Source organism: Nonomuraea cypriaca, assembly GCF_015645445.1.
GTDB classification, from domain to species: domain Bacteria; phylum Actinomycetota; class Actinomycetes; order Streptosporangiales; family Streptosporangiaceae; genus Nonomuraea; species Nonomuraea cypriaca.
This window is the reverse complement of sequence record NZ_JADOGI010000220.1, coordinates 1-17133: the sequence shown is the minus strand read 5'-3', so window position 1 is coordinate 17133 and position 17133 is coordinate 1. Positions and strand designations below refer to the sequence as shown.

13 protein-coding genes and 1 pseudogene are annotated in these 17133 nt (G+C 65.7%); 3 read left to right on the top strand and 11 right to left on the bottom strand.

The features are described from left to right. Positions 1-106 precede the first annotated feature (106 nt). From ITP53_RS44350 to ITP53_RS44340, 3 genes are all read right to left on the bottom strand, one after another. The gene (locus ITP53_RS44350; protein ID WP_195901485.1) at positions 107-259 is read right to left on the bottom strand and encodes a hypothetical protein; all 153 of its coding nucleotides are present in this window, start codon (positions 257-259) and stop codon (positions 107-109) included. Positions 260-268: 9 nt separating this feature from the next. Continuing rightward, entirely contained in the window at positions 269-1387 is a 1119-nt protein-coding gene (locus tag ITP53_RS44345) for a mandelate racemase/muconate lactonizing enzyme family protein (protein WP_195901484.1), read from the bottom strand. A 134-nt stretch (positions 1388-1521) separates the two neighbouring features. Further along, positions 1522-2556, bottom strand: coding sequence for a LacI family DNA-binding transcriptional regulator (locus tag ITP53_RS44340; RefSeq protein ID WP_195901483.1), 1035 nt, complete (start codon positions 2554-2556; stop codon positions 1522-1524). Between the two features lie 324 nt (positions 2557-2880). Here ITP53_RS44340 and ITP53_RS44335 point away from each other — a divergent pair, with 324 nt between their 5' ends. Both ITP53_RS44335 and ITP53_RS44330 read left to right on the top strand, forming a co-directional pair. Then, on the top strand, positions 2881-3915 hold the full coding sequence (locus ITP53_RS44335; protein ID WP_236051849.1) for a phenylacetate--CoA ligase family protein: 1035 nt from the start codon (positions 2881-2883) through the stop codon (positions 3913-3915). A 178-nt stretch (positions 3916-4093) separates the two neighbouring features. Continuing rightward, complete coding sequence (locus ITP53_RS44330; RefSeq protein WP_328817761.1) at positions 4094-5299, top strand: aldehyde dehydrogenase family protein; 1206 nt, start codon at positions 4094-4096, stop codon at positions 5297-5299. 177 nt (positions 5300-5476) lie between these two features. Here the strand turns inward: ITP53_RS44330 and ITP53_RS44325 are convergent, their stop codons facing one another. Then, the gene (locus ITP53_RS44325; RefSeq protein ID WP_207757299.1) at positions 5477-6784 is read right to left on the bottom strand and encodes an ABC transporter substrate-binding protein; all 1308 of its coding nucleotides are present in this window, start codon (positions 6782-6784) and stop codon (positions 5477-5479) included. 446 nt (positions 6785-7230) lie between these two features. Between ITP53_RS44325 and ITP53_RS44320 the strand changes: the two genes are divergently transcribed. Then, positions 7231-7947 carry a dienelactone hydrolase family protein gene (locus ITP53_RS44320; RefSeq protein ID WP_195901481.1) on the top strand — a complete coding sequence of 239 codons (717 nt, stop codon included), beginning with the start codon at positions 7231-7233 and terminating at the stop codon, positions 7945-7947. 291 nt (positions 7948-8238) lie between these two features. Here the strand turns inward: ITP53_RS44320 and ITP53_RS44315 are convergent, their stop codons facing one another. The 7 genes and pseudogenes from ITP53_RS44315 to ITP53_RS44285 form a co-directional block, all read right to left on the bottom strand. Continuing rightward, a complete protein-coding gene (locus ITP53_RS44315; RefSeq protein ID WP_195901480.1) occupies positions 8239-9021 on the bottom strand; it encodes an alpha/beta hydrolase family protein in 783 nt (260 codons plus the stop codon). Continuing rightward, on the bottom strand, positions 9018-11609 hold the full coding sequence (locus ITP53_RS44310; protein WP_195901479.1) for a glycoside hydrolase family 78 protein: 2592 nt from the start codon (positions 11607-11609) through the stop codon (positions 9018-9020). The genes ITP53_RS44315 and ITP53_RS44310 overlap by 4 nt, the downstream gene beginning before the upstream one ends. Before the next feature lies 1 nt (position 11610). Further along, entirely contained in the window at positions 11611-12438 is an 828-nt protein-coding gene (locus ITP53_RS44305; RefSeq protein ID WP_195901478.1) for a carbohydrate ABC transporter permease, read from the bottom strand. Next, a complete protein-coding gene (locus tag ITP53_RS44300) occupies positions 12435-13328 on the bottom strand; it encodes a carbohydrate ABC transporter permease (RefSeq protein WP_207757298.1) in 894 nt (297 codons plus the stop codon). Before ITP53_RS44300 ends, ITP53_RS44305 begins: the two co-directional genes overlap by 4 nt. A gap of 35 nt (positions 13329-13363) precedes the next feature. Continuing rightward, entirely contained in the window at positions 13364-14548 is a 1185-nt protein-coding gene (locus ITP53_RS44295) for an ABC transporter substrate-binding protein (RefSeq protein WP_207757297.1), read from the bottom strand. 438 nt (positions 14549-14986) lie between these two features. Continuing rightward, positions 14987-16045, bottom strand: a complete 1059-nt coding sequence (locus ITP53_RS44290; protein WP_195901475.1) for a LacI family DNA-binding transcriptional regulator — start codon at positions 16043-16045, stop codon at positions 14987-14989. 446 nt (positions 16046-16491) lie between these two features. Next, positions 16492-17133, bottom strand: a pseudogene (locus ITP53_RS44285) (L-rhamnose isomerase); the annotation flags it as partial.

Genomic DNA, 17133 nt, shown 5'->3' with positions numbered 1-17133 from the left:
CATCAAACGCAAGCTGAAGAAGATCCAGTACCGGCCCCACCTGCTCACCGGCTGCCTGACCCAGACCGGTCTCACCCTCGACACCCCGGCAAAACCATGACCGACTCTACGAATTCAACCGGTGTATGTCCTCGCTTTCCGGCGCGGCTATCTCGACCGACAGGTCAAGCTTGGCCGCGGCGTCCAGCCAGCCCGCGTTCACCATGTCCCAGTACGGATTGCGATTCTTCTCGGTGACCCCGATGCGTACTTGTCTCATGAGCGTGCGCTACGCGGCCCGCGGCAAGGCGACGGTGGACAGATCCAGCCCGTCGATACCCAGGCCGGGGCGATCGTTGACGTGCGCCTCACCGTCCTCGATCCACACTCCGCCACTGGTGACGATGTCGGTCTCCAAGAGGAGGTGGCAGGCGACGCCCGTGTACAGGGGCGACTTCGAGGCGAGGGCGAGATGGGCGACGGCGGTGTTGGCCACCCGCATCTCATTGATCTCGTCCACGATGTACGACACATTCGTGGCTTCCGCCATTTTGATCATCTGCAGGCAGCGCTGAATGCCGCCGACACGGCTGATCTTCAGGCTCACGATGTCAGCGGCCTCGGCGTCGAGAATGCGCTGGAGGTCTGCTGCCGTACGAATTCCGTCGTCCAACATGATAGGGATTGCGGTGGCATTTCTGATGCGGGCGGCACCTCGGATGTCCGCGCCGTCGATGGGTTGTTCAAGAATGACGTTTCTGGGGAATTTTGCGCGCCGCTCGAGGACGCTGATGACGTCCAGGGTCTCTTTGACGCTCCAGCCCTGGTTGACATCCAGACTGAGCACCACGTGATCGGGCACCCGATCAAGAAGAGATTCGATCAACGCGAGATCGTATTCCGTATCGCCGCTCATCTTCTGCTTGAACGCACGATAACCTTTGTCGATCAACTCTAGCAGGTCACTGGCGGTGTCCTCGTAGGTCGCCGGGGTGATGTGAGTTTTTACGGACTCGTGCACGCGCCCGCCGAGAAGCTGATAGACCGGCACGCCGAGAATCTTGCCGACCAGGTCGTGCAGAGCGATGTCGAGGCCCGCCTTGGCTGCGATGTTGCCGACGGGCGACAACCGGTCGATGCCCATATTGATCTTTGTGATCTGCCGGGGATCCTGCCCGAGGAGCGCTGGGGTGACGTAATCGATGCCCGCGATCGTGGCACCCGCCGTCTCCCCGTAAATGCCCGGAGCGTGTGCCGCCTCCCCGATTCCGACCTGACCTTCGTCGGTGTGAATCTCCACGATGACATTGGTCTGCTCGGGCGGCTTCGGATAATAACGCTTGTCGGCCTGATACTCCGGGCGGTACTTGATCGCAACCGGTGTGGTCACGACTTCGGTGATCTTCACAGGTTCTCCAGTAGAAAGCTTGCAGCTCAGTTAGTTAACGTTAACGCAATCTGCTGCGTCAACCCGTTTCCGGAGAAAAAAGATAACGTTAACGTAACTGGCGCGGCTGATGGGGTGTGGACGGAAGGGTTCGGTCAGCGAGGAGGGGGCGCCGTCGACTCGCGGATCACCAGTTCAGGTTCGACGAGCGTGTCGGGCGCCGGACGGGCCGGATGGCCGATCCTGGCCAGGGCGAGCTGGAGAGCCCGCTCCCCCAGAAGCGTGAAGTCCTGCCGGATCGTGGTCAGCGGAGGAGAGTAGTACGCCGAGTCCGGCCCGTCGTCATAGCCGACGACGCTCAGGTCCTCCGGCACCCGTCTGCCCAGCACCCGGGCGGCTCGCAGGACGCCCAGCGCCATCTGGTCGTTGGCGGCGAACACCGCGGTCACGGCGCGATCTCGCAGGATGGCCAGCCCCGCCTCGAAACCGGAGCGTGCCGTCCAGTCTCCCTCGACGGGCTCCGGAACAGGACGATCAGCTTGCTCCAACGCGCGGCGCCATCCGGCGACACGATGTTCGGCCCCGGTCCAGCCCAGAGGGCCGGACACGTGCCAGACCGTCTCGTGACCCAGCGACACCAAGTGCTGGGTGGCCGCTGCGGCGGCGTGCTCATGATCGACCGCTGCCACGGAGACGTCCAAGTCCGATGGCGCCCAGATCGCCACCGTGGGAGGTTCGTCCGGCAGGTCGCGCAATGACTCGGCGCTCGAACTCAGGGGGGAGATGATGATCGTGGCCGCGACGGGAAGCTGCCTCAGCTGGGCCGTCGCCTGCTCGAGAGTGACCTTGGTGATGGCGTTGAGGCTGATCACGTTCGCCGAGAAGCCGGCTGCTCGTGCCGCCTGCTCCACACCGAACAACGTGACAGCGGGCCCATACAACGTGGTGGCCAAGCAGATGATGCCGATAGAGGTGGGCCGACCCGTCTTCAGCGCCCGCGCGGTCGAGTTGGGCCGGTAGTTGAGTTCCTCCATGATCACGCGGATCCGCGCTCGCGTCCGCGCTCCCACGCCGGGCTGATCGTTGATCACCCGCGACACCGTCATGTTCGAGACGCCGGCCACGCGCGCCACCTCCGCGATCCCTGCGGCAGGCTGAAGTCGGCGTGATTCGGCGCCCTCGGTTGTCATGTCCCGAAGTCTAATGTCATCACCTGGCCCCCTCCACGCAGGCTGCTGGCGCCTCCAGTGCAGCTGTGACAGGCTAGGCGCCATGTAGTGACGTTAACGTTACCTTTTAAATTCGTCAAGCGTTACGATGTCGTTTGCCATTTTCGGCGAACAGGGTGTAACGTCCCTCCACATGCCATTCTGTGTCATGGCGACGACCGTCTGTTGTTATGACATGATCGTCTCCGAGGCAGGGGAGGTGGCGCCGTGAGTACAACTCCTCCGCCCGCTCTGGATCTTCCACCCGGGGTTACACCGGACCCCGACGAATTTGTCCAGGCCGCCATGGCCTGGCATTTCCATCCGGACACCGGTACTCCTTTCTGGCTGAACCGGGCCTCATCCTTGGAATTCGATCCTCGCGCCGACATCAAATCATTTGAAGATCTGCGCCTGTTTCCCAATGTCACGGACGAGCTGCGGGATGTGCCCGTAGAGATGCTCATTCCGCGGGGGTTCGGCCCGCGCCCCGATATTGTGGGAGTCATCGAGAGCGGCGGCACGACCGGCGCCCCCAAAAGAATTCCCTTGTTGCGTGAATTCGCCACCCGGCTGGCGGCCAGTGAGTCGTCTGTGCTGGGGAAGGCCAACACGCCCAAGGACAAGGGGTGGCTGACACTCTTTCCCAGCGGACCGCATGGCGCGTTCGAGCAGATGAAGCGAGCGGCGGCCGATTACGGGAACGGAATCGCGGTGTTCGGCGTCGACCTAGACCCGAGATGGGTGAAGAAGCAGACCGTTGCCGGCAACACAGCCGTTGTCGACGCCTACGTGGACCACATCATCGATCAGGCGGCGTACGTCCTCAAGGATCAGAACGTGGCTGTGCTCCGCGTCACCGCTCCCCTCCTGGCACGGCTGGTGCGGCGCGACGACCTGGTCGGACTGATTCGCGACAAGGTGAGCCACATCATCTGGGGTGGCGCGCACATGGACGCCGACAGCAGGTATTTCTACCGAACCGACGTCTTTCCTGGCGTGCACCTTTCAGGCCGTTACGGGACGACGATGGCCCTCGGCGCGGGAGGCAGCGAGCGTCCAGACTTCGGCCACGATGATGTCTGCATCTTCGATCCGACCGTCTCTCCCCATGTGACATTCTCGGTCGTGGACCCGGCCACTGGCGAAAAGGTGCCGTACGGGCAGCGGGGCCAGCTGGTCGTCAACCACCTCAGCATGTCGTTCCTGCTGCCCAACAACGCCGAGCGCGACCTGGCGACGCGGATCGAACCGGTGGCGGATCAGGTCGGCGACTCGGTCGCCGACATCGAGCCGTTCGCCGAATTCAGCGGGACCCAGGTCGTCGAGGGTGTGTACTGACGATGTCGGGCAACGAACTTCTCGACCTGCCTGCGCTGGGGCCGAACGGCGCCTACCGCTCGCGCAGGCGTGCCCCCATCACTGATGTGACGGGCCACGGGCTGGCCGAGCTGAGCCTGATCCCGGTCCCGTACGTCTCGCGCACCCTGTCGGCGCTGCGCAAGGCCGAGACGCCCCGATCGAACAGAGGCTGGCCGCGCTGGCCCAAGCCGGCGATCTGTTCCGGTCGGCAACGATCGGCGGACTCACCGTCGAGGAGTACCAGCTTGTCGTCAGCCGTGCCACAGGGCTGGCCATCACCACAGTGCGGGCCGCGACAGAAAAGGTGGCACGCTACTGCACAGCCGCCTACGACTACGCGCAGTTCGCCCGTCCGACAGCGGCAGTCGATCACTGGCGCGATCCATCCGCCAAAAACGGGACGGCCCTGTGGGTTCGCCGAGGACGGATCTTCGGTGTGCACGCCGCAGGCAACCATCCCGCCATCCATGCCGACTGGATCGCGGCGCTGGCGCTCGGCTACCGTGTCGCCGTGCGGCCATCCCGCCGCGAACCGTTCACCCCTTACCGTCTCGTCTCGGCTCTTCGCATGGCCGGCTTCGGCGATGACCAGGTGGTTTTCTTGCCCGGGGAGTACGAAGCCGCCGACGAGATGATCCGCGGCGCCGACCGGTCGATGGTCTACGGCGGTGACGCCATCGTCGAGAAGTACGCGTCACAGGCCGTGCTGCCACAGGGGCCGGGGCGATCGAAGATCTTGATCGGTGCCGATGTCGACTGGCGCGAGCACCTGGATCTCATCGTGGACTCGGCGAGCCGAGGCGGAGGCACGGGATGCACGAACACGACTGCCGTCTTCGTCGAGGGTGATCCCTTGCCACTCGCCACGGCTCTCGCCGAGCGCCTGGCGGCGCTGCCCAGCCTGCCACCGGAAGCGGAAGAGGCTGTGCTCCCCGTACAGCCGGTCGAGGCGGCGCGGGCGTTCGAGCGGCACCTGCTCGACGTGGCCCGTGGCACCACACCCTTGCTCGGCGGCGACGGAATCGTCGACGAGCTCGGCGACGGGAGCGCGGCTGTACGTCCGGCCGTATTCGTGGTAAAAAGCCCCGATGCCGCACAGGTGCGGGCCGAGATGCCCTTCCCCTGCGTGTGGGTGGCAGGCTGGACCACCGAGGCGGGAATCCAGCCGTTCAAGGACACACTCGTGCTCACCGTTCTGGTGAGCAACGAAAGACTGGTCGAGCAGCTGATCGACGAGCCGAGCATCCGCAACGTCTATGGAGGAGCGCACCCGACGTACTGGAACGCCCCGAACGTTCCGCACGACGGCTATCTGGCCGACTTCCTCATGGAATCGAAAGGCTTCATCGCAGGGATGGTCTGATCGGCGCGCTCTGCCGCCAGCTGGTGGCAGGGCCACGAGGCGTGAAGCAATGTGTGCCGTCCGCTCCGCCTTCGGTTCGAGGGCGCGTGGCCATGACCATGGATGAAGGGCACTGGGCGGACATGCTTCCGGCCAAACGCCATGCCGGGCCCTCCTCGAGCCCGGCATGGGGCTGGGTCACCATCCTGCGAGACCTAGTTGTTTGGCCTGCTTCTCCACGTCCTTGTCGTATTGGGCCGCGCCCTCGGCGGGCGGTGTCAGCCCGGAGCCCACGGCGACGGTGATCTGCTCCAGTGACGGGCCCTTGATCGGCGACAGGAACTCCAGCGCCGGCGCGGTGGCGCCCTTGTCGATGTAGACCTGCAGGTCCTTGGCCACCTGGAGGGCGTCCTCCGGCAGTTTGGAGCCCTTGATGCGGTACGGCCCGGACGGCGGCACGGCCGCGGTGACCGCTTCGGTGCCCGCCGGCGAGGCGACGAACACCAGGAACTTCTTGGCCGCGTCGAGTTTCTCGGTGGTCTTGGCGATGTAGATGGCGTTCGGCTCCCAGACGGTGGCACCGCTCGTGGCCGGGTCATCGCCCGGGATGCCGAACAGGCCGACGTCGGTGGCCGTCTGCGGATAGGTCTTCAGCAGCGGCGGCAGCAGCGCGCTGAGCATCGGGTAGTGCGCGCCCTTGCCCTCGACCAGCATCTTCAGACCCTGATCGAGGGTGGCCGAGCCGAAGCCCTTGTTGTAGTAGTCCTTGGCGTGCACGTCGGCCAGGTGCTGGAACCCGGTCGCCGCGGCGGGTGTGGTGGCGAACTTGGCCTTGCCTGCGGTGTAGTCCTGCGCGAAGTTCCGCACCGCGGACTGCACGTTGTGGAAGTCGGCGAGCACGAAGAGCTGCGAGGTCCAGGTGTCCTTGTACGTGCCGATCATCGGGGTGATCCCGGCCGCTTTGATCTTGTCGTTATTGGCCATGAACTCGGCCCAGGTCTTGGGGACCTCCAGCTTGAGCTGCTCGTAGACCTTGCGGTTGTACAGAATGCCGCCGCCGGTCAGCGAGGCGGCCGGAACGCCGTACACCTTGTTCTCCTGCGTCACGACAGGCAGATAGTCGGTCTGGACGTTGGCCAGAACCGGGTCGCCGGTCAGGTCAACGAGGGTCTGCGCCGGGTTCAGCGCCTGCAGCAACGAGCCGGAGTTGTACCAGAAGACGTCCGTCATCTCGCCGGTGGACAACCGGGTCTTGATGACATTGTCGCCCTCACTGCCACCCGGCCGCGTCTCTGTCTCGATCTTGATGGTGGGATTGGCCTTCATGAACGCATCGACCAGCGCCTTCGAGGTGTCCACGGCCGTCTGGTCGGAACCTGTCAAGAAGGACAGGGTCACGGTGCCGCTGGCAACGGGCTCCGAGCCGGAGCCGGAGCCGCAGGAGGTCAGGGCCGCCGTTGCGAGCACGGCCATAGCCATGCCGACCGTGCGGTGGGAGGTTCTCACAGGTCCCTCCAGGTTATTGAATCGTTTTAAACGACTCCCCGATGCGGATAACGTAGGCGTTGGGCGAGGGGGTGTCAAGGCACTACTTGAGTAACGGTTTCCAGTCTTCTCGCAGATGAAATCACCGAAGGCTTGTTCTGCTAAGCAACGTTGCCTCATAGGTCGCCGTCCGCCGGGGGAAGACGGTAGCGGCACCGCGTTCAGCGATCGGAGTGGCGTGCAGCGCGACGCCGGCTTGCCCCAACAGCATTCGGACGGCACCGGTACGCAAGTCACCTATCGAAAGGATGCGAGCGGGGTCGCTCACGTGCTCTCTCTCCAACGACCGGAAGAAGCGTTCAGAGTTTCCGACCATAGGCGGCCACGCGCGCGTGCAATAGCGCGTTAACTGGGCGATACGCGGGCCTCAATGCGCGCCGATCATAGCCTCACCTCACCCAAATGGGATGAACGATCACTATAGCGCCCTTGACACCTGGACATTGGTGCGGTCATACGGTGGCGGGACAATCTATTACCCGACAGCCACCGATCAGGGCACCTTCGGCGCGATAGCCATCTCTCCCGGTCTCAACGGCACGTGGCCCGGCATCGCCTGGCTGGGGCCTCGGTTGGCCTCTCAAGGTTTCGTCGTGTTCGGCATCGAGACCAACAACCTCAACGACAGCCCTGTCAGCCGTGGCACACAGCTGCTCGCGGCACTGGACTACCTGACTCAACGCAGTTCAGTACGAGGCCGGGTCGACGCCGGCCGGCTGGCCGTAGCCGGGCACTCCATGGGCGGAGGCGGTGCCCTCGACGCGGCCTTGCGGCGCCCCTCCCTTCAGGCCGCTATCGGGAACGCGCCCTATCTGCCCTCGGGAAACCTGTCCACCGATCGAGTCCCGACCCTCGTCTACGCGATGCAGAATGACACCTTGGTGCCTCCGTCGCGCCTGACCACCATGTACAACACCATGCCGGCGACGACCGAGAAGGCGTATATCGAGATCGCCGGCGCCGGTCACAACTACATCGGGCAGCCGAGCACCACGCTCGCGCGCACCATGATCCCCTGGATGAAGATATTCATCGACGATGACGTCCGCTACAGCCAGTTCCTGTGTCCGTTGACCAATCGGGACGGAATTTCGCAGTACCGCAACAGCTGCCCGCTTATCTAGGAACGCAGGCTGGCTTCACAGCACGATTGCCCATCGCATGCAGATCCGCCCGGTCTCTCGGGAGCCCACATCTCGGGGACCGGGCCTGGAGCTGATGTGCTTGACGGCAGCGTCTTGGATCAACGGCCTAGCGGTTGGGTGCTCGGGGAAGCTCAGCAGGTCCGGGGCCACCGCACGCATCCTCAGTGGCAGGATCATCGAGGCATGCAGCCGATCTGCGGCACCGCGGGCCGTCCCTGGATGTCCTGCCCGGCTAGGGATCTTCTGTCGAGGTCCAGCTTCTGTCGATCATCATGGAGAAGGCTCCAGGTGCTCGCGCAGGAAGTCCAAGGTGGACTGGTGCAGCCGGGTGCGGTGCGGCACGGTGCTCCAGCCATGGTCGGCGCCGTTGACAACCTCGAGTTCGGCGTTGCCGTGGTAGTAGTCGAGATAGCGGCGGGCGTAGGTAAGGGGAGCGATGTCGTCCCGGTCGCCGTGGATGATGCGCACCGGCCCTTCATAGGCGCAGGCGCGGCCGTAGACGTCGAGGCCGGCGATGTCCTCGACGAGGGCGGGGCTCATCCGGTGACCGTCGGCGTCGAAATATCCCTTGTCGCGGATCTCGGCACCGATGTCTCGGCCCTTCAGGTACCCGGTGCACACTTCGAAGGGGGCCACGGCGGCCGGGGACCACAGGCAGGCGGCACGGATGCCGGGCTCTTCTGCTGCCACGATGCCTGCCACGACGCCACCCATGCTCATTCCGACAAGGGCGATACGGTCGGGGTCGGCGAAGTCGAGGGCGCGCACGGCGCGCACGACCGCCCGGGTTTCGGCGATCTCCCTGGTGATGGTGACGTCGAAGAAGTCGCCGTCGCTCTCCCCGTGCCCGGACAGATCGAACCGGACCGAGGCGACACCGGAACTCTCCAGCAGCCGCGACATCAGGACGAACGAACGGTTCTCCATGCGGTTGTTGGCGAACCCGTGGACGAACACCACCGTCGGCCAGCGAGTCGCCGGACGACTGTCGGGGATGTGCAGTGTGAAGCGTAGGGTCAGTCCCGCGTGGTCGATGTCATGATGTCGGATCATCCGGCCGCCTGGCCGAGCACGCAGCGGAAGACATGGCGTCCCGCGTCCGCCTCGATGGCATTGTCCGGGTCGCTGGGCAGGTGGACCGCGGCGGTGGTGTTCGGCGGGACGACGACGACCAGGGCCAGCTGCTCGCCGTCGCGTGTCCAGCTGACCTCGGCCCGGCCGTAGGGGGTGGCGAGGCTCGCGCAGGCATGGGTGAGGCCGCCTCCGGGGCGCGGTCGGACGAGGAGCCGGCGGTAGCCGGGCGCGGCCGGAGCCAGCCCGGCGACGGTGCGGTGCATCCAGTCGGCGACCGCGCCGAGCGCGTAATGGTTGAAGGAGGTCATTTCGCCGGGGTTGACGGAGCCGTCGGGCAGCAGGCTGTCCCAGCGCTCCCAGATGGTGGTGGCGCCCATGGTGACCGGGTACAGCCAGGACGGGCACTCGGTCTGCAGCAGCAGCCGGTAGGCGTCATCGATGGCGCCCACATCGGTGAGGGCGTCACAGATGAGCGGAGTGCCGACGAAACCGGTGCCGATACGGTGACCGTTTTCGCGGACGAGTTGCGTCAGGCGCTCGCCGGCGCGGACCCGGCGTTGTGTGCCCTGCAGGAGGCCGAACCGGAGGGCAAGAGCGTAGGCGGTCTGAGAGTCGCTGGTCACCTTGCCGTCATGGGTCGCATAGGCGGTATCGAAAGCTCCCCTGACCTGGTCGGCCAGATGCCGGTAGCGGGCGGCGTCGTCGGCGTGGCCGAGCAGGCCGGCGGTTTCGGCGACAATGCCTGCGGAGTAGGCCAGGTAGGCGGTGGCGACCAGGCCCGTATCGGTTTGCGCCTCGAAGGGATTACCAGGTGGGGCCGTCGGGTCCAGCCAGTCCCCGTACTGAAATCCGGTGTCCCACAGAAGGGTCTCCCCCGCCAGGTGTGCGATGTGGTTCACCCAGGAGCTCATGCTCCCGTACTGGGCGCGCAGCAGGTCGAGGTCGCCGGTCCGCTGATAGATCGTCCAGGGCACCACCACGGCCGCATCACCCCAGGCGGCCGCCGGGACGGCGTCCGAAGCGGTTTCGAGCGAGATCCAGGGCACGAAGACGGGGACGGTGCCGTGTTCACTCTGCTCGGCGGACAGGTCGGCGAGCCAGGAGGCGAGCGGTCCCGCGCAGTCGTAGAGGAAGGCGGCCGTGGGGGCGAAGACCTGGATGTCGCCGGTCCAGCCGAGGCGCTCGTCGCGCTGCGGGCAGTCGGTGGGCAGGTCGACGTAGTTGCCGCGCATGCTCCAGCGGACGTTGTCGTGCAGCCGGTTCAGCAGCGGGTTCGAGCAGTTGAACTCGCTGATGGGCCGCATGTCGGTGTGGCAGACGATGGCGAGCACGTGGTCCGGGTTCAGTTCCCCGGGCCAGTCGTCAATCTGGGCGTAGCGGAAGCCGTGCGTGGTGAAGCGCGGCTCGAAGGTCTCCGGCTCGTCGTCGCCACGCAGCGTGTACTCGTCCAGCGCGGCGGCGTGACGCAGGGGGCGCAGGCTCAGTGCGCCGTTCTCCAGGACCTCGGCGTGGCGGAGGGTGACGGTGTGGCCTGCCGGGCCCTGGACGCGGATGCGCAGGCGGCCGGCGATGTTCTGGCCGAAGTCGAGGACGGTCTCGCCGGATGGACCGGTCAGCACCTCGACCGGGCGGAGAGTCTCGGTCCGGCGCACCGGCGGGCCTGTTGGCGCGACCAGCAGCGCAGGGTCGTGCGGCAGGGCGTCGGCGGGCAGCCAGGCGTGGTCGTCGAAGTCGGCCTCGGACCAACCGGCCGGGAGCAGGCGGGCGTCGTGCTTCTCGCCGTCGTACAGGCTGGCCGCGGTGACCGGGCCCATGGAGCAGCGCCAGGCGCCATCGGTGACGATGGTGTCCGTCGTGCCGTCGGCGTAGGTGATCTCCAGTTGGGCGATCAGCGCGGTTCGATCCCCGTAGATCGCGGACCTGCCGCCGCGGAAGCCGACGCGGCCGCGATACCAGCCGTCGGCCAGGGTCGCACCGATGGCGTTGCCGCCGTCGGCCAGGAGGGCGGTGACGTCATGGGTGCGATAGCGCAGGCGGTGGTGGTAACTGCTCCAGCCGGGGGCGAGCACATCGTCGCCGACCACGCGGCCGTTGAGTTCGATCTCGTACGTGCCGTGCGCGCTCACGTACAGGCGGGCTTGCGCGATGGGGCCGCGCAGGGTGAAGGTACAACGCAGCAGCAGCGCCGGCCCGTCGGGGTCGGCGAGGAGGTCGCGCGGCGGGGCCGCCGCGCTCGCCTGCCAGTCGGCGGGGTCCAACAGCCCCGTCTCCACCCAGGACCAGGAGCTCCAGTCGCTGGCCGAGCCGTCGTGGCCGTGGACGCGTACGCGGGCGGCACGCCGTTGGCGGGACTGCAGGGGTTCGCCCGGCCAGGCGACGAGCACCGAGTCCGCCGATTCGATCAGGCCGGTGCGGTCGCCGTCATCGAGTTCGATCTCGTACGCCCGCTGGAGCCAGCCGGGGATGTCAGTCTGGGTGATCCAGGACAGGCGCGGGGCGCGTTCGCCGATGCCGAGGGGTTCCCGGTGGTGCTCGAAGGTGACCGGTTCGACGTGGAGGAAGGTCATGTCATCCCTTGATGGCGCCGGCGGTCATGCCGGCGACGATCTTGCGGTTGAAGAAGACGAACATCAGCAGCGGCGGGATCGTGATCAGGACGATGTCCATGAACAGCAGGTTCCACTGGGTGCTGTACTGGCTCTGGAAGTTGTAGAGGGTGATCTGCACGGTGGCGTTCTCGTCGCCCGGGGTGAAGTACAGCGGGTTGACGAAGTCGTTGAAGACGGCCACCGACGTGGTCAGGATGACCGTGATGGTGACCGGCCGCAGCAGCGGGAAGATCACCCGGAAGAACAGCCGCAGGCCGCTGCACCCGTCGATCTGGGCCGCCTCGTCCAGCTCCCGCGGGATGGCTGCGATGAACGCGCGGAACAGCAGCACCGCGTACGACAGCCCATAGGCGACCTCGACGAGGATCAGCCCCGGCAGGCTCTTGAACAGGCCGATCGCCTGCAGCAGCCAGATGGTGGGCACGATCGCGGGCGGAATGATCAGCCCGGACAACACCAGAAAGTTCGCCAGCGACCCGATCTTCCCGACCCGCCGCTGGAGCACGAACGCCGCCATGGCGGCGAAGATGACGATCAGTGCGACAGAAGCGACCGTGAGGATCGTGCTGTTGACGAAGGCACGCAGCAGCACGTAGTCGCGGGCTTCGATCACCGCCACGAAATTCTGCACGATCGGCCAGCTCGTCGGCCACGCGAAATCCAGATCAGCCGCTTGGACCTGGTCCTTGACCGCGGTCAGCAGCATGAACGAGAACGGCACCAGGAAGATGACGGTGGCCAGGACGAACGCGATCGTCTCCGCGCCGATGCTCTTGAGCGCTCTCATAGGGCAACCTGCCTCTTGCCCAGGACGTAATTGAGGGGCACGGCGATGGCCGTGACGATGACGAACAGCAGCACGTTGCCCGCGGTGGACAGGCCGAAGAAGCCGGCCTGGTACTGCTTGTAGATGATCGAGGCGATGGTGTCGCTGGTGAAGCCGGGCCCGCCCCTGGTCATCGTCCAGATCAGGTCGAAGGAACGCAGCCCGCCGATGAACGACAAGATGATCATCGAGTACGTGGCGGGCCAGCTCAGCGGCAGGGTGACATGGCGAAAGCGGTGCCAGGCGGTGCCACCGTCGACCGCGACCGCCTGGTAGTAGTCGCGGGGAATCGACATGATGCCGGCGATGTAGATGACGGTGGCCAGGCCCACGCCCTTCCACACGTCCACCAGCGCCACCGACAGCAGCGCAGTGGTGGCGTCACCGAGCCAGTCCGCTCCGTTGATGCCCACCACCGCCAGGACCTTGTTGACCAGTCCCGTGTCCGGGCGTAGCAGGGCGCTGAAGGTGATGCCGACCGCCACGGTGGACACCAGCACGGGGAAGAACACCACCGAGCGCAGGAAGCCGCGAAGGCGTAGCTTCGAGGTGAGAAGTACCCCCAGCAGCAGCCCTAGCACGACCTTCAGGCCGCTGGTGACCACGGCGTAGATCACGGTGTTCTGAAAGCCGATGCGCAGATTCTGCTCTGCCAGGAAGTCGCGGAAGTTGTCCAGGCCGACGAAGGTGCTGTCGAACAGGGTCCAGCGGGTGAGCGCGAAGTAGAACGCCATGACCGTCGGTACGAGAAAAATCACCACATAGATCACGGCGGCGGGTGCGTACAGCGTGTACGGGTAGGCCGACTTGCGCTTGGCACCCGGGCGGGCGTGCCGCTGTCTGGGCGGCACGCCGGGCCCTCTGCGGCACCCGGCATTGGCCTGGGTCACCATCCGGCGAGCCCTAGTTGCTTGGCCTGCTTCTCCACATCTTGGTCGTACTGGGCCGCGGCCTCGGCGGGTGGGGTCAGGCCAGAGCCGACGGCAACCGTGATCTGCTCCAGCGACGGGCCCTTGATGGGCGACAGGAACTCCAGCGCCGGCGCGGTCGCCTTGTTGTCAATGTAGATCTGCAGGTCCTTGGCCACCTGGAGGGCGTCCTCGGGCAGCTTGGAGCCCTTGACACGATATGGGCCTGACGGCGGCACGGCCGCGGTGACCGCTTCGGTGCCCGCCGGCGAGGCGACGAAGGCCAGGAACTTCTTGGCCGCGTCCAGGTGCTCGGTGGTCTTGGCGATGTAGATCGCCGCGGGCTCCCAGACGGTGGCGCCGTTCTTGGCGACGTCAGTGCCGGGAACGCCGAAGAAGCCGACGTCGGTCGCCGTCTGCGGGTAGGTGGCCAACAGGGGCGGAAGGAGGCCGCTGAGCATCGCGTAGTGTGCGCCCTTGCCCTCGACCAGCAGCTTCAGGCCCTGGTCGAGAGTGGCCGACCCGTAACCCTTGTTCAGATAGTCCTTGGCATGCACGTCGGCCAGGTGCTGGAAGCCACCGAGAGCGGCGGGCGTGCTCGCGTACTTGACCTTGCCCGCGGTGTAGTCCTGGGCGAAGGTCGGCGCCGCGGACTGCACGTTGTAGTAGTCCGCCAGCACGAAGATCTGGGAGGTCCAGGTGTCCTTGAAGGTGCCGATCATCGGCGTGATGCCGGCCGCCTTGATCTTGTCATTGTTGGCCATGAACTCGGCCCACGTCTTGGGCACCTGCAGGCCGAGCTTGTCGTAGACCTTGCGGTTGTACAGGATGCCGCCGCCCGTGAGCGTGGTGGCCGGGACACCGAACACCTTGCCGCCTTGGGTGACGACGGGCAGGTAGTCTTCCTGGACGTTGGCCAGCACGGGATCGCCGGTCAGGTCGACGAGAGTCTGGGCCGGGTTGAGCGCCTGCAGCAGCGAGCCGGAGTTGTACCAGAACACGTCCGTCATCTCACCGGTGGCCAGCCGGGTCTTGATGACATTGTCACCCTCGCTGCCGCCTGGCTGGTGCTCGACTTCGATCTTGATGGTGGGATTGGCCTTCATGAACGCGTTGGCCAGCGCCTTAGAGGTGTCCACGGTCGACTGGTCGCTGCCAGTCATGAAGGACAGGGTCACGGTGCCGTCGGCGGCAGGCTCGGCACCGGATCCGCACGAGGTGAGGGCCGCCGTTGCGAGCACGGCTAGGGCTGTGGCAAGCGTGCGGTGGGAGGTCTTCACACACCCCTCCAGATGATTGAATCGTTTTAAGCGACTCCCCGATGCGGTTAACGTAGGCGTTGCGGGAGAGGGTGTCAAGAGTGCATATGGGTAACGGTATCCGCCTTTTTTGCAGATAGGCCCGATAGTCCCTACCCGTGTTAGGTAACGTTTCTTTGAGTGGGCAGTCCGGCGCAGGTGACGCGAAGACGGCGTCGAGCGCGAAGACCTTAGTGCGGTACGGAACAGGTTGCGCGCAATCAGGACGAGCGGAGCCACAGTGGATACAGCACGTCGATCAGATGGGGCATCGACACGTGCACCTGAGCAGACTCTGGCGAGTTACGGTGACGTCTCACCAGCGGTCGGATCCTTCGGCGCGGCCGTGGAATTGCGGACGACCAGGCTGGGGGTGACGGAAAAGCGCACCGGTGTCATGCGGCCTTCGATGCGTTCCAGCAGCAGCTTGCCCGCGGCCCGGCCCATCTCGGCGCCGTCCTGATCGACGCTGGTAAGCGCGATGTTGGGCAAGGCTGCCAGGTGGGTGTTGTCGTAGCCGGCGACCGAGACGTCCCCTGGGACGGACAGGCCGGCCTCGAAGACCGCGGCAAGCGCGCCGAGCGCCGCCTGATCGGCTCCCGCGAAGATCGCCGTGGGCTGGGGGGTACCGCTGAGCAACTCACGCGCCCCCTCGTAGCCGCCCTTCTCGTTGTAGAAGCTGGTCACGACGGCGATCTTGTCGGCGAGCCCGTGCTCGCGCATGACACGTTCATACGTCGCCGACCGTATGTTGTGCAGGAGGTCTCCTGGCCGGGCGATGCTGTCGTCCTGGTGCGTGATGTGCGCGATGTGGCGGTGCCCCAGCTCGATCAGGTGGTTCACGACGAGTTCGGCGCCCGCTTCGTCGTCGTCGTATACCGAGTCGTAGTACGACGAGCGCTCGTGCCGTGCCAGCACCACGATGGGCTTTTCCCTCGCCACCTCCTCCAACCGGCCCTTCGAGGCGAGAGGGGCCACCATGATGATGCCGTCCACCTGGCGGTCCATGAGGGCGTCGACAGCCCGCTTCTCGACTTTGCGAGTGCTGCCGCCCTGGATCATGAACGCCTGATAGTCGGTCTTCTCCAGATACTCCGTAAGGCCGTCGAGGATGTCAGCGAAGAAAGGGTTTCTGATGTGGGGCAGCACCAGGCCGATCGTGAAGGTGCGTCCGCGCATCCCCCGGGCCACCGCCTGCGGCCGGTAGCCGAGCTCCTCGATGGCCGTCTTCACACGGTCCTTCATAGCCGGGCTGACACCGGAGGCGTTGCGTATCACCTTGGACACCGCGGTGACGGAAACCTGCGCGTGACTCGCCACGTCTGAGATCGTCACTCGTCGTCGTCGACCAGACGTGACCATGAAACTCCATTTCCGAGGCGTGGTCCGATTGTACGAGCTCAAGGCGGCTGTTCAGCCTTGGGCGGCAGCTTGGGATGGAGAGCTGCCTCCATGGACCTGAGGGCCTCGCTTTTACGGCATTGTTCCAGAGGTCACCGTCGATGACGGGGCTGGGCCGACAAGCTGCGCTTGATGAACGAGATCCGTGTGTTCTGGGGCACCTGGTCATCGCTGCGGTCGAGGGTCAACCTAGTTGGTGAGGACTCGCAGGAAGTCGTGAGAGGGAGCAGGTGCTGGAACGGCAGTGCACACGGTGGGGCACAGTCCATAGTCAGTCTGCCGGGCACCGGTGGTGAAAGGCCTCGGTACCGGCGTGACAGAGGCGCGCCGGCCCAGTTGGTGTTGCGCGGGTCGGAGCCCAGGCAGTCCGATTGGTTCGAGCAGTGTTGTTGACGTCAACGATGGTGCTAGGCCCCCCAGCCAGCCTGCTGCCCGCCGACGCGCTCGGCGGCGATCTTCTGGAAATATCCGGATTTGGCGTAGGCGGCCATCGGGTCGGGCGCGAGGCCCTGCTCCTCGCGCAGTTCCGCCAGCAGCGGCCGCACGTCGGTGTTGTAGGCGTCCATGAACACGCCGTTGGCGCCCAGCACGTCGCCCTCGGACTGGGCGGCGGCCAGCGCGTCGCGGTCCACCAGCAGCGCCTTGGCGGTGGCCTCCTGCACGTTCATGACCGAGCGGATCTGACCCGGGATCTTGGGCTCGATGTTGTGGCACTGATCCAGCATGAACGCCACCCCGGCCGCCGCCTCCAGCCCGCCGCCCCGCACCACCTCGTACATGATCCGGAAAAGCTGGAACGGATCGGCAGCGCCCACCATGAGGTCGTCGTCGGCGTAGAAGCGGGAGTTGAAGTCGAAGCCGCCGAGCTTGCCCTCGCGCAGCAGGAACGCCACGATGAACTCGATGTTGGTGCCCGGCGCGTGGTGCCCGGTGTCCACCACCACCTGCGCCTTGGGGCCGAGTTTGACGCAGTGCGCGTACGCGGTGCCCCAGTCGGGCACGTCGGTGGCGTAGAAGGCGGGCTCGAACAGTTTGTACTCCAGCAGGAA

Coding starts and splice junctions, on each gene's coding strand:
- ITP53_RS44290 (WP_195901475.1), bottom strand. CDS start 16,045: ATGGTCACGTCTGGTCGACGACGACGAGTGACGATCTCAGACGTGGCG.
- ITP53_RS44310 (WP_195901479.1), bottom strand. CDS start 11,609: ATGACCTTCCTCCACGTCGAACCGGTCACCTTCGAGCACCACCGGGAA.
- ITP53_RS44295 (WP_207757297.1), bottom strand. CDS start 14,548: ATGACTGGCAGCGACCAGTCGACCGTGGACACCTCTAAGGCGCTGGCC.
- ITP53_RS44305 (WP_195901478.1), bottom strand. CDS start 12,438: ATGAGAGCGCTCAAGAGCATCGGCGCGGAGACGATCGCGTTCGTCCTG.
- ITP53_RS44350 (WP_195901485.1), bottom strand. CDS start 259: ATGAGACAAGTACGCATCGGGGTCACCGAGAAGAATCGCAATCCGTAC.
- ITP53_RS44340 (WP_195901483.1), bottom strand. CDS start 2,556: ATGACAACCGAGGGCGCCGAATCACGCCGACTTCAGCCTGCCGCAGGG.
- ITP53_RS44335 (WP_236051849.1), top strand. CDS start 2,881: ATGGCCTGGCATTTCCATCCGGACACCGGTACTCCTTTCTGGCTGAAC.
- ITP53_RS44320 (WP_195901481.1), top strand. CDS start 7,231: ATGAACGATCACTATAGCGCCCTTGACACCTGGACATTGGTGCGGTCA.
- ITP53_RS44315 (WP_195901480.1), bottom strand. CDS start 9,021: ATGATCCGACATCATGACATCGACCACGCGGGACTGACCCTACGCTTC.